This is a genomic window from Streptomyces sp. ISL-1 (genome assembly GCF_018614585.1).
Taxonomy (GTDB): Bacteria; Actinomycetota; Actinomycetes; order Streptomycetales; family Streptomycetaceae; genus Streptomyces; species Streptomyces maoxianensis.
This window is the reverse complement of the sequence record NZ_JAGGOI010000064.1, coordinates 1-15,228: the sequence shown is the minus strand read 5'-3', so window position 1 is coordinate 15,228 and position 15,228 is coordinate 1. Positions and strand designations below refer to the sequence as shown.

At 70.8% G+C, this 15,228-nt stretch carries 14 protein-coding genes, 2 pseudogenes and 1 riboswitch; of the genes and pseudogenes, 3 read left to right on the top strand and 13 right to left on the bottom strand.

The genetic code is table 11. From position 1 onward, the window contains the following. Positions 1-19: 19 nt before the first annotated feature. The 4 genes from J7E87_RS33110 to ribD are packed head-to-tail and all read right to left on the bottom strand — an operon-like array spanning position 20 to position 3,647. The gene (locus J7E87_RS33110) at positions 20-1,309 is read right to left on the bottom strand and encodes a bifunctional 3,4-dihydroxy-2-butanone-4-phosphate synthase/GTP cyclohydrolase II (RefSeq protein WP_215098340.1); all 1,290 of its coding nucleotides are present in this window, start codon (positions 1,307-1,309) and stop codon (positions 20-22) included. After that, complete coding sequence (locus J7E87_RS33105) at positions 1,306-1,959, bottom strand: nicotinamide mononucleotide transporter family protein (RefSeq protein ID WP_215098339.1); 654 nt, start codon at positions 1,957-1,959, stop codon at positions 1,306-1,308. Before J7E87_RS33105 ends, J7E87_RS33110 begins: the two co-directional genes overlap by 4 nt. Then, positions 1,956-2,564, bottom strand: a complete 609-nt coding sequence (locus J7E87_RS33100; protein WP_215098337.1) for a riboflavin synthase — start codon at positions 2,562-2,564, stop codon at positions 1,956-1,958. The genes J7E87_RS33105 and J7E87_RS33100 overlap by 4 nt, the downstream gene beginning before the upstream one ends. Continuing rightward, complete coding sequence (gene ribD / locus J7E87_RS33095) at positions 2,565-3,647, bottom strand: bifunctional diaminohydroxyphosphoribosylaminopyrimidine deaminase/5-amino-6-(5-phosphoribosylamino)uracil reductase RibD (protein WP_215098335.1); 1,083 nt, start codon at positions 3,645-3,647, stop codon at positions 2,565-2,567. Positions 3,648-3,801: 154 nt separating this feature from the next. Next, positions 3,802-3,932, bottom strand: a riboswitch (FMN riboswitch). 262 nt (positions 3,933-4,194) lie between these two features. Here ribD and J7E87_RS33090 point away from each other — a divergent pair. Then, positions 4,195-4,941: an SDR family oxidoreductase gene (locus J7E87_RS33090; RefSeq protein WP_215098333.1), complete on the top strand. Its 747-nt coding sequence runs from the start codon at positions 4,195-4,197 to the stop codon at positions 4,939-4,941. Positions 4,942-5,074: 133 nt separating this feature from the next. Here J7E87_RS33090 and J7E87_RS33085 read toward each other — a convergent pair whose 3' ends face one another. Continuing rightward, positions 5,075-6,238, bottom strand: a complete 1,164-nt coding sequence (locus J7E87_RS33085; RefSeq protein WP_215098326.1) for an ROK family transcriptional regulator — start codon at positions 6,236-6,238, stop codon at positions 5,075-5,077. A 90-nt stretch (positions 6,239-6,328) separates the two neighbouring features. On the opposite strand from J7E87_RS33085, the gene J7E87_RS33080 reads away from it, so the two are divergent. Next, the gene (locus J7E87_RS33080) at positions 6,329-7,567 is read left to right on the top strand and encodes an MFS transporter (RefSeq protein WP_215098325.1); all 1,239 of its coding nucleotides are present in this window, start codon (positions 6,329-6,331) and stop codon (positions 7,565-7,567) included. 14 nt (positions 7,568-7,581) lie between these two features. On the opposite strand, the pseudogene J7E87_RS35710 reads toward J7E87_RS33080, so the two are convergent. Beyond that, positions 7,582-8,000 (bottom strand): annotated as a pseudogene (locus J7E87_RS35710) (alginate lyase family protein); the annotation flags it as partial. 109 nt (positions 8,001-8,109) lie between these two features. Between J7E87_RS35710 and J7E87_RS33070 the strand changes: the two are divergent. Then, positions 8,110-8,787, top strand: a complete 678-nt coding sequence (locus J7E87_RS33070; RefSeq protein ID WP_215098322.1) for a DUF5995 family protein — start codon at positions 8,110-8,112, stop codon at positions 8,785-8,787. An 80-nt stretch (positions 8,788-8,867) separates the two neighbouring features. On the opposite strand, the gene J7E87_RS33065 is transcribed toward J7E87_RS33070, so the two are convergent. The 7 genes and pseudogenes from J7E87_RS33065 to J7E87_RS33035 form a co-directional block, all read right to left on the bottom strand. After that, complete coding sequence (locus J7E87_RS33065) at positions 8,868-10,589, bottom strand: NAD(P)/FAD-dependent oxidoreductase (RefSeq protein ID WP_215098321.1); 1,722 nt, start codon at positions 10,587-10,589, stop codon at positions 8,868-8,870. Positions 10,590-10,658: 69 nt separating this feature from the next. After that, on the bottom strand, positions 10,659-11,540 hold the full coding sequence (locus J7E87_RS33060) for a carbon-nitrogen hydrolase family protein (protein WP_215098319.1): 882 nt from the start codon (positions 11,538-11,540) through the stop codon (positions 10,659-10,661). Positions 11,541-11,927: 387 nt separating this feature from the next. Further along, complete coding sequence (locus tag J7E87_RS33055; protein WP_215098317.1) at positions 11,928-12,383, bottom strand: Lrp/AsnC family transcriptional regulator; 456 nt, start codon at positions 12,381-12,383, stop codon at positions 11,928-11,930. Between the two features lie 10 nt (positions 12,384-12,393). Then, the gene (locus J7E87_RS33050; protein WP_308313178.1) at positions 12,394-13,857 is read right to left on the bottom strand and encodes an amino acid permease; all 1,464 of its coding nucleotides are present in this window, start codon (positions 13,855-13,857) and stop codon (positions 12,394-12,396) included. Positions 13,858-14,107: 250 nt separating this feature from the next. After that, positions 14,108-14,476 carry a DUF742 domain-containing protein gene (locus J7E87_RS33045; protein WP_215098315.1) on the bottom strand — a complete coding sequence of 123 codons (369 nt, stop codon included), beginning with the start codon at positions 14,474-14,476 and terminating at the stop codon, positions 14,108-14,110. 3 nt (positions 14,477-14,479) lie between these two features. Further along, on the bottom strand, positions 14,480-14,917 hold the full coding sequence (locus tag J7E87_RS33040; RefSeq protein ID WP_215098314.1) for a roadblock/LC7 domain-containing protein: 438 nt from the start codon (positions 14,915-14,917) through the stop codon (positions 14,480-14,482). Continuing rightward, positions 14,910-15,228: pseudogene (locus J7E87_RS33035) on the bottom strand (hypothetical protein); the annotation flags it as partial. The pseudogene J7E87_RS33035 and the gene J7E87_RS33040, both read right to left, overlap by 8 nt.

Genomic DNA, 15,228 nt, shown 5'->3' with positions numbered 1-15,228 from the left:
TCCCTTGCCGCTTTCTGACTTACTGGTTGCCGCAGGCCGACACGCTGGTGGCGTCGAGCCAGGGCAGGTCGTGTCCCATCCGGTCCCGCTTGGTGCGCAGATACCGGAGATTGTGCTCGCCCGCCTGGACGGGCATCGGCTCGCGGCCGTGGACCGTGAGGCCGTGCCGGACGAGCGCGCTGATCTTCTCGGGGTTGTTGGTCATCAGCCGCAGGCTGCGTACGCCGAGGTCCTCGAGGATCTGCGCGCCCGCCGCGTAGTCGCGGGCGTCGGCGGGCAGGCCGAGCTCCAGGTTGGCGTCGAGGGTGTCGCGGCCGCGCTCCTGCAGTTCGTACGCGCGCAGCTTGGACAGCAGGCCGATGCCGCGGCCCTCGTGGCCGCGCAGATAGACCACGACTCCGCGGCCGGCCTCGGTGATGTGCTGCATGGAGGCCTGCAGCTGGGGGCCGCAGTCGCAGCGCAGCGAGTGGAAGATGTCGCCGGTCAGGCACTCGGAGTGGACGCGTACGAGGACGTCCTCGCCGTCGCCGATCTCGCCGTGAACGAGCGCGACATGCTCGATGCCGTCGACGGTGGAGCGGTAGCCGTAGGCGGTGAACTGCCCGAAGGCGGTGGGCAGATTGACCTCGGCCTCGCGCTTGACGGTCGGCTCCGAGGAACGGCGGTAGGCGATCAGGTCCTCGATGGAGATGATCGTCAGGCCGTGCTTGCGGGCGAACGGGATCAGCTCGGGCAGCCGCAGCATCACGCCGTCCTCGCCCGCGATCTCGACGATGGCGCCGGCCGGGCGCAGGCCGGCGAGCCGGGCGAGGTCCACGGCGGCCTCGGTGTGGCCGTTGCGCACCAGCACCCCGCCGGGCTTGGCGCGGAGCGGGAAGACATGACCGGGGCGTACGAAGTCGGAGGCCACGGCCGCGCCGCCGGCCAGCAGCCGGAGGGTGGTGGCTCGGTCGGCCGCGGAGATGCCGGTGGTGACGCCGAACGCGGGCCCCGCGTCGACGGAGACGGTGAAGGCCGTCCGCATCGACTCGGTGTTGTGCTCGACCATCTGCGGCAGGTCGAGCCGCTCCAGCTCCTCGCCCTCCATGGGGGCGCAGATCAGGCCGCGGCACTCGCTCATCATGAAGGCGATGATCTCGGGCGTGGCCTTCTCGGCGGCGATGACGAGGTCGCCCTCGTTCTCGCGGTCCTCGTCGTCGACGACCACGACGGGCCGTCCCGCCGCGATGTCAATGATGGCCTGCTCGACCGGGTCGAGGGCAAAGTCCTCGACGTTGTCGGTGGAGTACCAGGTGGGCAGTGCGCTCATGCCGCTGCTCCTTCCAGGGAGGGCTTGGCGCTCGCTCGCGAGCGCAGCCACCAGTCGCGCATGCCCCACAGGACGAGCGCGCCGTAAATGATGTAGACGAAACCGGAGAAGGCGAAGCCGTTGGCGAAGTTGAGGGGAACGCCGACGAGGTCGACGAGCAGCCAAGCGAACCAGAACTCGACCATGCCCCGAGCCTGTGCGTACATGGCGACCAGAGTGCCGACGAAGATGTACGCGTCGGGCCACGGGTCCCAGGACAGCGACGGGTACAGGGTGAAAAGACCGCCGACGGCCACAGTGCCGACGACCGCACCGGCGGCGAGGACGCCGCGCTCGCGCCAGGTGGCGAAGCGGACGGCGATCGAGCCGTCCTGGGCCTGCTGCCGGCCGCGGGTCCACTGCCACCAGCCCCACGCCGCGACGACCATGACCACCACCTGCTTGCCGGCGCTGCCGGTCAGATGCGCGGAGGCGAACGCGACGAGAAGGATGACGCCGGACACGAACTGGACGGGCCAGGTCCATATCGAGCGCCGCCAGCCGAGCGCGAGGGCGATCAGGCCGACGACGTTGCCGATCATGTCGGACCACCTGATGTGCTGGCCGAAGGCCGTGAAGGCCTCGCTGCCCAGCCAGTCGACGGCGCTCACCGCGCGCTCTCCTTGCCGTCCGTGCCGAGCAGCCGCTCGACGTACTTGGCGATGACGTCGACCTCGAGGTTGACCGGGTCGCCGGGCTGCTTGATGCCGAGCGTGGTCAGGGCGAGGGTCGTGGGGATGAGGCTGATGGTGAAGTAGTCGGGGCCCGCGTCGACCACGGTGAGGCTGACGCCGTCGACGGTGATCGAGCCCTTCTCGACGACATAGCGGGTGAGATCGGCGGGGAGTGAGACCTTTACGATCTCCCAGTTCTCCGACGGCTTGCGCTCGAGGACGGTACCGACGTTGTCGACATGCCCCTGCACGATGTGCCCGCCGAGCCGGTCCCCGAGGGCCATCGGCCGCTCCAGGTTGACGCGGGAGCCTTCCTCGAGCGCCCCGAGGCTGGAGCGGTTCAGCGTCTCGGCCATCACGTCGGCGGTGAATTCACCGTCCCCGAAGTCGACGACCGTGAGGCAGACGCCGTTGACGGCGATGGAGTCGCCGTGCTTCGCGCCTTCGGTGACGAGGGGGCCGCGCAGTCGGAAGCGGGAGGAGTCACCGAGGTTTTCGACGGCGGTGACCTCACCCAGCTCTTCAACGATTCCGGTGAACACTCAGCGCTCCTTCGGGGTGGCGGGGACGGCGGTGATGCGCAGATCGGGGCCGATGCGCACCGTCTCGCGCAGGTCGAGGCGCAATGCCTCGCTGATCGTGGAAATTCCTGCATCGGCGAGGGCGGCGGGGCCCGCGCCGAGGAGTACGGGGGCGATGTAGCCGACGACCTTGTCGACGGCGCCCGCGGAGACGAAGGCTCCGGCGAGGGTCGGGCCGCCTTCGAGGAGTACGGAGCGGATGCCGCGCTGGTGCAGGGCGTCCAGCAGGGCCGTTACGGAGAGGCCGCTGCCGGCCCTCGGCAGCCGTACGACATCGGGGAGTTGGGTCTCGGCGTCCTCGGCGACCGCGACGAGAGTGGGCGCGGCGTCGTCGAGGACGCGGGCGCCGGGCCGCACGGCGGTGCCTTCGGTGTCCATGACCACGCGCAGCGGCTGTACGGCGTCGTCGATGCCGCGTACCGCGAGGTGCGGGTCATCGGCGCGCATCGTGCCCGAACCGACGATCACCGCGTCGGCCTCGGCGCGCAGCCGGTGGACGTCGGCGCGGGACTCGGGCGAGGTGATCCAGCGGCTGGTGCGGTCCCGTGCGGCGATGCGGCCGTCCAGGGTGGCCGCGTACTTCCACAGGACGTAGGGGCGGCCGAGGCGTACGGAGGTGAGCCAGGCGATGTTGCCCGCTTCGGCCTCGTCGGCGAGCAGGCCCTGCTCGACCTGTACCCCGGCCGCGCGCAGGGAGTCCGCGCCGCCGGTGGCCTGCGGGGTCGGGTCGCCGACCGCGTACACGACCCGGCTGATTCCGGCCTCGATCAGCGCCTGGGCGCAGGGGCCGGTGCGGCCGGTGTGGTTGCAGGGTTCGAGGGAGACGTACGCGGTGCCGCCGCGGGCCCGGTCAGCTGCGTCGCGCAGGGCGTGGATCTCGGCGTGCGGACCGCCGGCGCGCCGGTGGTAACCGGCGCCGACGGGCTGCCGGGAGGCATCGAGGATGACGCACCCGACGACCGGGTTGGGGCTGGTGGAGCCGAGTCCGCGGGCGGCGAGCTCGATCGCTCGGCGCATGGCGTCTGAGTCGGCTGCGGTGGCCACCGGGTCCTCCTGCCTTTTCGGGCACGGACTCCGGGGCCTGTCGATGACGACAGAGAGCGGGACGACAATTCACGGGGACGCCGGGACCGAGCACACCGATCGCCGACGGACGGCGATCAGCCACTACGGCCGGCATGCCGGAAAGGGCCGCCCGCCGCGCACTGCCTCCCATCCGGACTTTCACCGTCGGTCCAGGAATTTCACCTGGTCAACCGGCCGCTGGATGCGGACGGGTCGCGGACTGTAACCGCCGGTTCGGAATTACACCGACCCCGGAGTGCGCTGCTGCTGATACAGGGCAAGTCTGCCACGCCTGCTCGTGAGCCATGCGAGTGAACGGCTGTGGGCTGGCTCACAAGCCCGGCCCGCAAGGTCTGTGCGGGCTGCCTCCAGCAGACCTATTGACGCTTTGGTCTAGTCCTTTTAGTGTCGGCGGCACCCTTATTGTCGGCGGCACCTCCGCCGAGCGTGGGGTGTGGACCGCCCGGCGGCGGAGACCGGCCCTTGCCGCCGTCGGGCTTCGCACGGCTCTGGCAGGCTGATGCCCATGACCTCGATCTTGGTAACGGGCGGTACGGGAACACTGGGCAGTCTGGTCAGCGACCGGCTGCGCGAGCGCGGACACGAGGTGCGGGTGCTGAGCCGCCACGCGAAGCCGTACGCCGTCGATCTGCGGGACGGCGCGGGGCTGGACGCCGCGGTCGAGGGAGTGGACGCGATCGTCCACTGCGCGACCGCACCCCGCGGCGGTGACGACCGAGCGGCCGCACATCTACTCGCCGCGGCGCGCAGGGCCTCGGTGCCTCATCTGGTGTACATCTCGATCGTCGGCGTGGACCGGGTGCCGCTCGGCTACTACGGCGTCAAGCGCACGGTCGAGCGGATGATCGAAGAGGCCGGGGAGTCGGGTCCGGGCTGGACGGTGCTGCGGACGACCCAGTTCCACGATCTGGTGCTGCGCCTGCTGGCCGCCACGGCACGGCTGCCGGTGCTGCCGCTGCCCTCGGGGGTGAGCGTGCAGCCGATCGACACGGCTGAAGTCGCCGACAGGCTGGCCGAGTTGGCCATCGGCCCGCCCGCGGGACGGGTTGACGACATGGGCGGCCCTCAGGTCCGCCCGCTGGCGGATCTGGCGCGCGCCTACCTGCACGCCACCGGGCGGCGTCGGCCGATCGTGCCGGTGCGGCTGGCCGGGAAGGCGTACGCGGGCTTCCGCAGGGGTGCGCATCTGACGCCAGAGCGGGCGGTCGGGAAGGTCACCTTTGAGGAGTTCCTGGCCCAGCGGCTGGGCTGACGGGCAGGCGCTCGGCTTTCCGGGGTGGGCCTCCGGCGTTCGGCGTTCGGCCTTGGGCATTCGGTCTTCGGCATTCGGCCTTCCGGAGTGGTCCTTCAACCGTCCGCCTTCGGCGTCTGACCTTCAGCCCCGTTCAGCCGGCGAACAGCTCGTCCTGCGCCGCCTCGCGCGCGGTGATCAGGGCTCCGCTCAGGACTGCGGCGCCGCCCAGCTTTCCGGCGCGTACCTCCGTACGCAGCGGGGACAGCGCGGCCAGCCGGGCTTCGACCCTGGCGGCCAACTCCGCGCCGCCCGCGTGCCCCACCTCACCGCCCAGGACCACACAGCCCGGGTCGAGTACGGCGGCCACCGCGGCCACGCCGAGGGAGAGCCGGTGGGCGAGGTCGTCGAGGAAGCCGCCGTGCCCGGATGCCACGGCCTCGCGTACGAGCGCCGCGGCAGCGGGATCCTGGGGCCGGTCCGCCTCGATGCCGTGCCTGGCGGCCAGCGCGCAGATCGCGGCGGAACCGGCCAGCGAGTGGAATCCGCCCTCGCAGTCGACCGCGGACGGTGTGCCCTTCGTGCCGGGCACCGGCAGGAACCCGATCTCCCCCGCGCCGCCCGATGCGCCCCGGCGGAGCCTGCCGTCCAGGAAGAGGGCGGCACCCACGCCGTGGCCGAGCCACAGGAAGACGAACGTGTCGCGGTCGGCGGCCGCACCGAGGCGTTTCTCCGCGACGGCCGCCAGATTGGTCTCGTTCTCGACGACGACCCGGGCCGGCAGCCGTTCCTGGAGGTCGGCGACGAGGCTGCGGTGCCAGGCGGGCAGGCCGGTGGTGTCGCGCAGTTCGCCGCTTGCCGGGTCGATCAGGCCGGGCGCACCGATGCCGACGCTGTGCAGCCTGGCCGCGCCTGCCTCCTTGGCCGTGCGCTCCAGCAGCGCGGCCGCCTGCTCGACGGCGGGTTCGGTACCGGTGTCGCCGTCGATCGGAAGAGAGGCCTCGGCGAGGGTGACGCCGAGCAGATCGGCGACGACGACGGTGACGCTCCGGGTCCGTACGTCGAGAGCGGCGAGGTGCGCCCGGTCGGCGATGATCCCGTACACCCGGGCATTGGGGCCGCGGCGCTCCGAGCCGGCCTCGCCGACGACCTGGATCAGGCCGGATCCCTGCAGCCGCTCCACCAGGTCGGCGACGGTGGGACGGGAGAGTCCGGTCATGGTCTTCAGCTGCCCTGCCGTCAACGGGCCCTCCTGCTGGAGCAGTTGAAGCGCCAGCCGGTCGTTGATGGCCCGGGCGGTACTCGGGGATGCGGGCATGCCGGGATCCTTCCAGATCGCTGCCGGCGCTATTTATCAGGCAGGGTTCCTGATAGTTTACGCACGACGTCGGCCGGGAGGGGCATCGGCATGGTGAACGAAGTGGTCCTCGGGCAAGGGCAGTTGAAGCGGGCGCGGTACGCCGTCGCCGCGGTCTTCTGTGTGCACGGCGCGGTCACCGGCAGCTTCGCCACCCGTATCCCCTGGATTCAGGACCATGCAGCTGTCAGCGCCGGCCAGCTCGGGCTGGCGCTCGCCTTCCCCGCGCTCGGCGCATCGGTGGCGATGCCGCTGGCCGGGGCGGTCAGCCACCGCTTCGGCGCGCGCAACGCCCTGCGCGGGCTGATCGCCCTGTGGACCCTCTCGCTGGTCGTGCCGTCCTTCGCCCCGAATCTCCTCACGCTGTGCGGGGCGCTCTTCGTGTTCGGGGCCTCGGCGGGGATGTCGGACGTGGCGATGAACGCCCTGGGCGTCGAGGTCGAGAACCGTATGGACCGCTCGATCATGTCCGGGCTGCACGGCATGTGGAGCGCCGGCGCACTGATCGGCTCGGCGGGCGGCACGCTCGCCGCGCATCTGGGCAGCGACGCGAGGTTGCACCACGCGCTCGCGGCCGCGACGCTGACCGCGCTCGGGCTGGTCGCGTGCCAGGGCGTACTGGATCTGCGCAGCGCGCCCGATGAGGAGCCGCCGCCGAGGTTCGCGCTGCCGCCCAGGTCTGCGCTGGTCATCGGGGCTATCGGGTTCTGCGCGGTGTTCGCGGAGGGCGCGAGTCTGGACTGGTCCGCGGTGTATCTGCGGGATGTGATGGACACATCGGCCGGTCTCGCTGCGGCGTCGACCACGGCTTTCGCGCTGACGATGGCGGTGGCGCGGTTCGCCGGCGACCGGATCGTGGACCGCTTCGGAGCGGTGCGGACAGTGCGGGTGGGCGGTGTGCTGGCGACCGCGGGCGGGCTGCTGGTGGTCGTGGCGCCGCATCCGGCCGCGGCGATGGCGGGCTTCGCCTTCATCGGGCTCGGTGTCGCCGTCGTCGTCCCGCTGGCCTTCGCCGCGGCGGGGCGCAGCGGCCCCAACCCCAGCCAGGCGATCGCGGGCGTCGCGACCATCACTTACACCTCGGGGCTGATCGCCCCGTCGGCGATCGGCGCGGTCGCCGACGCGACGAGCCTGGTGGTCTCCTTCGGTCTGGTGACAGCGCTCGCGTTCGGCCTGGTTCTGGGGGCGGGAGTGCTGCGGTCGGCGGGGCGGGAGAGTGCGAAGTCCGGTGCGCTTCCCGAGGCCGGGGCTCCGGCCCGGACCCTTCTCCTCAAACGCCGCAGGGGCTGAGTTCCAGCCGCTCGGCCCGCGATCGAGTCGCACTGTTCGGCCGCGGGCCGCAGCGCCCACAAGTCCCCGCCCGGCGGCGCCCCCAGCCGCGACACCGCCGCCTTGGCCTTGCGGTCGCCGGCGTCCGCGGCGGCGTGCACGACCGCTCGCCGCGTGCCGGTAGAACTCGAGCTCGGGGTGCGGCCGGCGGGCAGCCCCGGTCGCGCCGGGCAGCAGATGGCCGACCGCCTTGAACAGGCTCTGGCCGTCCGGTCCTTCGTACGACCACAGGCCGACGCCGACATGCTTGCCGATGTCGGCGAGCCGGGTGTACGCGACCAGTCGAAGTTCGAGTAGTGCCGGCTACGGGTCCGGGCGAGCTCGTGGGGCGGCTGCCGTCGGCCGCTGTCTGCGGGTCGATCCGCAGACAGCGGGCGGCGCGGACGACCTTGCGGACCGCGCGTCAGTCTCCCCGAGACCGATGCCCATTCGCCGGTCCCCCGTTCCGGTTAAGCCCCGGCCCGGCACCACGTCGCCGAGCCCATGGCTGGGACGCTGCCTCCATGACGCAGACGGAGCAGGCCCGGGTCGACACCGTGGTGGAGCGGATGCACTCCTTCCGCTCCCGCTGGCCGGCCGCGGACGGGGTGGCCGTCTTCAACCGCGTCTATCTGGCCGTGACGGAGGAGATCAACCGGCGCATCGACGGCGGCGAGTTCCCCGACAGGCGCGCCGCCGTCACGCTGGACGTCCTTTTTGCCCGGCGCTATCTGATGGCCGTGGACGCGGTTGCCGCGGGCCGGCGCCCGCCGGCCTGCTGGCGGCCGCTGTTCCAGTACCGGCGCCATCCCGGCGTACGACCGCTGCAGTTCGCCCTCGCCGGCATCAATGCGCACATCGGGCACGATCTGGCGCTCGCGGTGGTGGACGCCTGTCGCGCGCTCGGGTGCGAACCGGCCGATCTGGAGGGCGAGTTCGACCGCGTGGGCGACATCCTCACCCTGCTGGAGGAGCGCATCCGCGAGGATCTGATGCCGGGCCCCGACCTGCTGGAGATCGCCGATCCGCTCACGCATCTGCTCGGCTCCTGGAGTCTGGACCGGGCCCGCGAGGGCGCCTGGTCGGCGGCGCGGCTGCTGTGGAGCATGAGGGAACTCCCGGACCTGGCCGAGGAGTTCACCGAGCGGCTGGACTCCGGAGTCGGACTCGTCGGGCGCTTCCTGCTCACTCCCTGGCCCTGACCCCGTTCGACTCACCGTTTGATGACCGTCCGGGGTCGGCCGGATCGCGGCCGGCCCCGGACGGAAGCTCAGTCCCGGACTCAGTCCTCCGGCAGCTCGACCGGAGCGATCTCGTCGTAGAGGTCACCCGGCCCCGGGTTGCCCGGGTCGGTCGTACCGCCGAAGTGGGTCATCACGCCCCACACCGCGTTCAGCGCGGTCTGCACGGCGCCCTCGGCCCAGCCCGCGGTCCAGGAGATGTCGTCGCCCGCCAGGAAGATGCCGCGCTTGTCCGCGGGCAGCCGGTCCTGCATGAAGTGGGTGAACAGCCGCCGCTGGTAGCGGTAGTGGCCGGGCAGGTTCGCCTTGAACGCGCCCATGAAGTAGGGCTCGTTCTCCCAGGACACGGTCACCGGGTTGCCGATGATGTGGCTGCGGATGTCGACCTTCGGGTAGATCTCGCCGAGCGACTTGAGCATGACCTCCATCCGCTCGTTCGCGGACAGCGGCAGCCACTTGAGGCTGTCGTCGCACCAGGTGTACGAGAGGCAGATGACGGCGGGCTTGTCGGGCTCGTTGCCCAGCAGATAGGTGCCGCGGGTCATCCGGTCGGTGAGCGTCATCGACATGACGTCGCGACCGGTCGGATTCCCCCTGTCGTCGACGGCCTTGTCCAGCCAGAAGGGCCGGTCCACCGGAACGAAGAGCTTGGACGACTCCATGTAGTGGGTCCGCTCCATCGCCGTCCAGTGGTCGATGGGGAAGAGCGAGTCGTCGCAGGCGATCTTGGACAGCAGCATCCAGGACTGCGCTGTGAAGATGGCGGCCCGGTACGTACGGATGTCGCCGGAGGCGTCGGTGACGGTGATCCGGTTGCCCGCGGTGCGGCGCAGCCGGGTCACGGCCGGGCGCGGGTCGCCCTCGTGGAGGGACCGCAGGGACGTGCCCTGCGCCCAGTGCACGATCTTCTCGGGCTCGCGCTCCCACAGCCGCAGCGGCAGCTGCTGGCTGCCTTCGACGATGCCGCGGTGGTGGTCGTCGGCCTCGGAGTAGACGACGCGCAGGATCTCCAGGATGGAGTTGGGGAAGTCGGTGTCCCAGCCGCCCGTGCCGAAGCCGACCTGGCCGAAGATCTCGCGGTGCCGGAAGGACTTGAAGGCCTCGGACTCGCACAGGAAGCCGTAGAAGGTCTGGTTGTCGAGCTTCTCCACCAGCTTCGCCCAGATCTCGCGGATGCGCGGCACATCGCGCTCGCGCATGGCGCGGTTCATGTCGGAGAAGTCGGCGCCCTCTTCCAGACAGGCGTTCCAGGCGTCCATCACATCGCGGTAGACCTGCGGCAGATCGGCGATGGTCTCGGCGTAGTGCGACTCGCCCTTGAGGTCGACGACGGTCGACGGGGTGCCGGCGGCCAGGGGGTTGGGGAAGGGCTGCGTGGTCAGGTCCACCAGGTCGATGTAGTGCTGCAGCGCGGTGGAGGAGGGCGGGAAGCGCATCGCGCCCATCTCGGCGCTCAGCTCCCCTTCTTCACCTGCGGCGGAGCAGCCGTCGAAGCCGACGGTGCGCAGCCGGCCGCCGATCCGGTCCGCCTCGTAGACGACCGGCTTGAGGCCCATCTTCATCAGCTCGTACGCGGCGACAAGGCCGGAGAGCCCGCCGCCGATCACCGCGACCTCGGTGCCGTGCTCGGTGGCCGGTATCTGGCCGAGGCCGGCCGGGTGGGCGAGGAAGTCGTCGTACGCGTACGGGAAGTCCGGACCGAACATGGTGATCGGCGGCTGCGCTTCGGTGTGCTGGACAGCGGTGGGCACCGTGGACGTCATGGGGTGCGGACTCCTTGCACGGAAAGTTGAGCGTTGAGCGGGGAGGGGGAGGAGGTCGGACGAGTGGGGTCAGACGAGTGAGGCGTACAGGCCGGGCCGGCGACCGCGCAGATACGGATTGGCCTCGCGCGAAGCGCTCAGAAGGGCTGGGTCCACCTCGCCGACGATCAGTTCCTCGCCGCGTCCGGCGCGGGCGCGGGTCGCTCCGTCGGGGCCGGCGAGACAGCTGAGGCCGACGAACTCGAACTCGCCCTCCGGGCCTGTCCTGTTCACGTACGCGATGTACATCTGGCTCTCGAAGGCCCGCACCGGGACGAGGGACTCGGCGACGAACTGGAAGGGGTGCATCTGGGCGGTGGGCACCACCAGCAGATCGGTGCCGGCCAGCGCGTGCGCCCGGACGTTCTCCGGGAACTCCACGTCGTAGCAGATCAGCATGCCGATCCGGATCCCGCCGAGCTCCGCCTGGACAACGGGCTCTTCGCCCGGAGTGAACCACTGCTGCTCGAAGCAGCCGAAGAGGTGAGTCTTGCGGTAGTTCGCGAGGCGCTCGCCGTCGGGGCCGATCAGCTGCGCGGAGTTGAAGATCCTTCCCCTGGGGGCACCTCCCAGCGGTAGCTGGGGGACTTCGGCCGGCCGGACTCCCGTCTCGCTTGGCTCGTCCTCGCGCTCGGGGTGGCTCTCGCGCTCGGGGTATCCGTAGACGACGGCGATGCCGTGCCGTGCGGCGATCTCGGCGACGGACCGCGCACCGGGGCCATCGGCGGCCTCGGCCAGCAGCGGCACATCGTCGCCGATCGCGTACCCGGTCAGGAACATCTCGGGGCAGACCAGCAGCCCAGCGCCGGCGCCGGCGGCGCGGCCCGCGGCCTCGTCCAGGATCTTCAGGTTCTCGGCGACCGAGCCCGGTCGGCCGGAACTCTGAAGCAGGGCGGTGCGCAACGGCGGCATGGCTGACCTCAGGCGGTATGCGGGGGTGAGGAAGACATTTAAGACAGTACGGTCCGGCCATCCGCCCGGACAAGGCGCGACCGTTGCGCGTCGATGGTCGATCCATTGCGCAATCGACGGCACTCGCGGCGATTCATTGCGCGCCCACCCTCCGTCCGCCGTCCATTGCTCCCCAAGCCTGCGGTCGCAGTCCGGCAGGCCCTCCCCCGCCGAGGACCGGCCCGGCTACAGCTTGGCCTCCAAGGGCAGCCCCGTGCAGCCCCGTGGAGACTGAGGAGCTGCCCAAGTGCGTGGGCCCGGCGCCGTCCGAGAAGATCAGAGGTGGGACGGGCGACTTCGGGGTGCTGCGCTGGAACCCCACGCTCCGACCTTCCCGGATTCCGCGGCTCAGGCAGGCGCGCCGGAAGAGAACCGCCGCAGCAGCGGGGAGAGCACCAGCACCGATTTGGTGCGCTCCACGAACGGTTCGCCCGCGATCCGCTCCAGCACACGCTCGAAGTGACGCATGTCGGAGGCGAAGACCTGGGCGATCGCGTCCGCGTCCCCGGTGATGGTGGAGGCGGACACGACTTCCGGATACCGCTCCAGGCCACGGCGGATGTCGTTGGGCGAGGTGTTGTGGCGACAGTAGATCTCGACGAAACCCTCGGTTTCCCAGCCGAGCGCCGCCGGATCCACTCGTACGGTGAAGCCCGTGATGGCGCCTGCGGCGCGCAGCCTGTCCACCCGCCGCTTGACGGCGGGGGCGGACAGGCCCACCTCGGAGCCGATGTCCGCGTAGGAGCGCCGGGCATCCTCGGCGAGGGCGTGGACGATGCGTTCGTCGAGATCGTTCAGTCGCACTGCGGGCGGATCACTTCTCTGCGGTGGCCAGTCGGGAACGGCGCAAGCCGTAACCGAAGTAGAACACGACGCCGACGATCATCCAGCCTCCGAACACCGCCCAGGTGACGCCAGGAAGGCTGAACATCATGTAGAGGCAGAACAGCAGGCCCAGGATCGGGGTCGCGGGGAACAGCGCCACGCGGAAGGTGCGTGCCATGTCGGGCCGGGTGTACCTGAGGATCACGACGGCAACATTGACCAGCCCGAACGCGAAGAGCGTTCCGATGCTGGTGGCATTGGCCAGCTCGCCCAGCGGGATGGTCGCGGCGAGCACGCCGCAGAAGAGCGAGACGATCACCGTGTTGGCGCGCGGGGACCCGGTGCGGGCGTCGACCTTGGCGAAGACCTTGGGGACCAGACCGTCACGGGCCATGGCGAACAGGATGCGGGTCTGACCGTAGAGGACGGCGAAGACGACGCTGGCGATGGCCACGACCGCACCGGCGGCGAGGACTACGCTCCAGAAGCTGTGGCCGGTGACGTCCTTCATGATCTGTGCCAGGGCAGCCTCGGTGCCCTCGAAGTCCTGCCAGGGCATGGCGCCGACGGCGACCAGGGCGACGAGGCAGTACAGCGCGGTGACGATGAGCAGCGAGAGCATGATCGCTCGCGGCAGGTCACGCTTCGGGTTCGTGGCCTCCTCGCCGGCCGTGGAGGCGGCGTCGAAGCCGATGTACGAGAAGAACAGGGTGGCCGCGGCGGCGCTGATCCCGGTCACGCCGAGCGGGGCGAGCGGGGTGTAGTTGCCGGCCTTGATGCCCATGAAGCCGATCGCGCAGAAGATCACCAGGGTGACGATCTTGACGGCCACCATGATCGTGTTGACCCGGGCGCTCTCCTTGGCGCCGCGCATCAGGAACACCATGGCGAGCAGGATGACGACCAGGGCCGGGAGGTTGATGAAGCCGCCCTCCCCGAGCGGCGCGGACACCGACTCGGGGATGGTTGTGCCGAGCGTGCCGTCGAGCAGCTCGTTGAGGTATTCGCCCCAGCCGACGGCCACGGCCGCGACCGAGACGCCGTACTCCAGAATCAGACACCAGCCGCAGATCCAGGCGACGATCTCGCCCATGGTGGCGTACGAGTACGAGTACGAAGAGCCCGAGACCGGGATGGAGCCGGCCAGCTCGGCGTAGGAGAGCGCAGAGAACAGCGCGGTCAGACCGGCTATGACGAACGAGATCGCTACGGCCGGGCCGGCCAGCGGCGTGGCATCGCCCAGCACCACGAAGATGCCGGTGCCGAGCGTGGCGCCGATGCTGATCATGGTCAGCTGCCACATGGAGAGCGAGCGGCGGAGCATGCCGCCCTCGCCCTGGCCGCCCTCGGCGACCAGGCGCTCGACGGGCTTGCGCCGCATCAGCCGGGTGCCGAGACCGGGGGTCTTGGCGGGCGATGGATCGGTCGCGGGTGGGGCGCCGTGGTCCAGCACTGCGGGGGCTCCTTCGTGGCTGCGGGTCGGCGACGGGGTGATCGGCAGCGGCCCGCGGGGCATGACGGATGAGCCCGCGCATGAGGGGACGGACCGCCGAGCAGGCGATCACCGCCACTCTCCTGGTACGGGGCTTGAGCCTATGAGCCCTGCTCAGGCGGCGTAATGCATCGTTGTTGCGTATCAGCGGACGATCATTGCGCGATGACGGGCGTCACGGGGAAACATTGCGCCGCGGTGAACGACAGGCTCACAGCTCCCGCAGGCGCTTCACGATTTCGCTCAGCAGCTCGGGGTCGTCGAGGCCCGCCTGGGTGACCGGGGCGGAGACGCGGACGAGTCCGGCTTCGACCAGATCGACGAGCAGGACGCGTACGACTGTCAGCGGCAGGTCAGCGTCGGCGGCGATCTCCGCCAACGGACGCGGCTCGCGGCGTACCAGCTCGAGCAGCGAGCAGCGAGCATGGTCGAGCCGCGGCTCGGGATCCACCGGGTCGATGGCCGCGACCTGCGACATCAAGTCGATGGTGTGCTCGGAGGCGGGACGGGTCCGGCCCCGGGTGACGGTGTACGGCCGTACCAGGGGACCGGTCTCGTCCTCGTACCAGTGGTCGCTCACGGTTCAGGCGTCGGTGGCCTCGGCGGCGGAGCGGGTGGGGACGGCCAGGTGACGGCCCACTCGCTCGACCAGCAGCGCCATTTCATGGGCCAGCTGTCCGACGTCGGTCTCGATGTCGGAGAGCACGGCGAGCCGGCTGCCGTCGCCGGCGGGGGTGATGAAGAGGAACGCGTTGTCGAGCATGACCATGGTCTGTCGCACGCTCCCGGCCCCGAAACGGTTGCCCGCTTCCTTGGCGAGGCTGTGGAAGCCCGCGCAGACCGCGGAGAGATGCTCGATGTCCCTCCTGACCATGCCACGCGACGCGCTGCTGACCAGGCCGTCGGCCGTCAGCAGCACCGCCTGGCGGACGTGGTCGGTCCTGGCCAGCAGATCGTCCAGCAGCCAGCCGACTCCCGGCTGATCGCCGGCGCTCTGGTCACCACTGTTCTCGTCAGCCATCGTCGTCCGTCCCTTCCTCTGTCCTGCTGGGGCGCGGCGCGGCGCTCGGCGACACAGGGCCGACGGCATCGCCCTTCCGGCCGCGGTCCAGGCCGCGCTGGAAGGCTCCGAAGATCGAGCGCATCTCTTCGGCGGAGACATCGCGCTCGGGGCCATCGGCCGTGGTGGGGTGCGCCTCGCGGAGGGGGGCGGCGAGCGAGGCCTGGCGTACGCGCGTGGGCAGCGCGTGGGTCGCGGGCGCGTCCTCGGCGGACGGCGCACCCTCGGCGGACGGCTCGGCCCGGGCGGACGGCTCGGCCCGGGCGGACGGC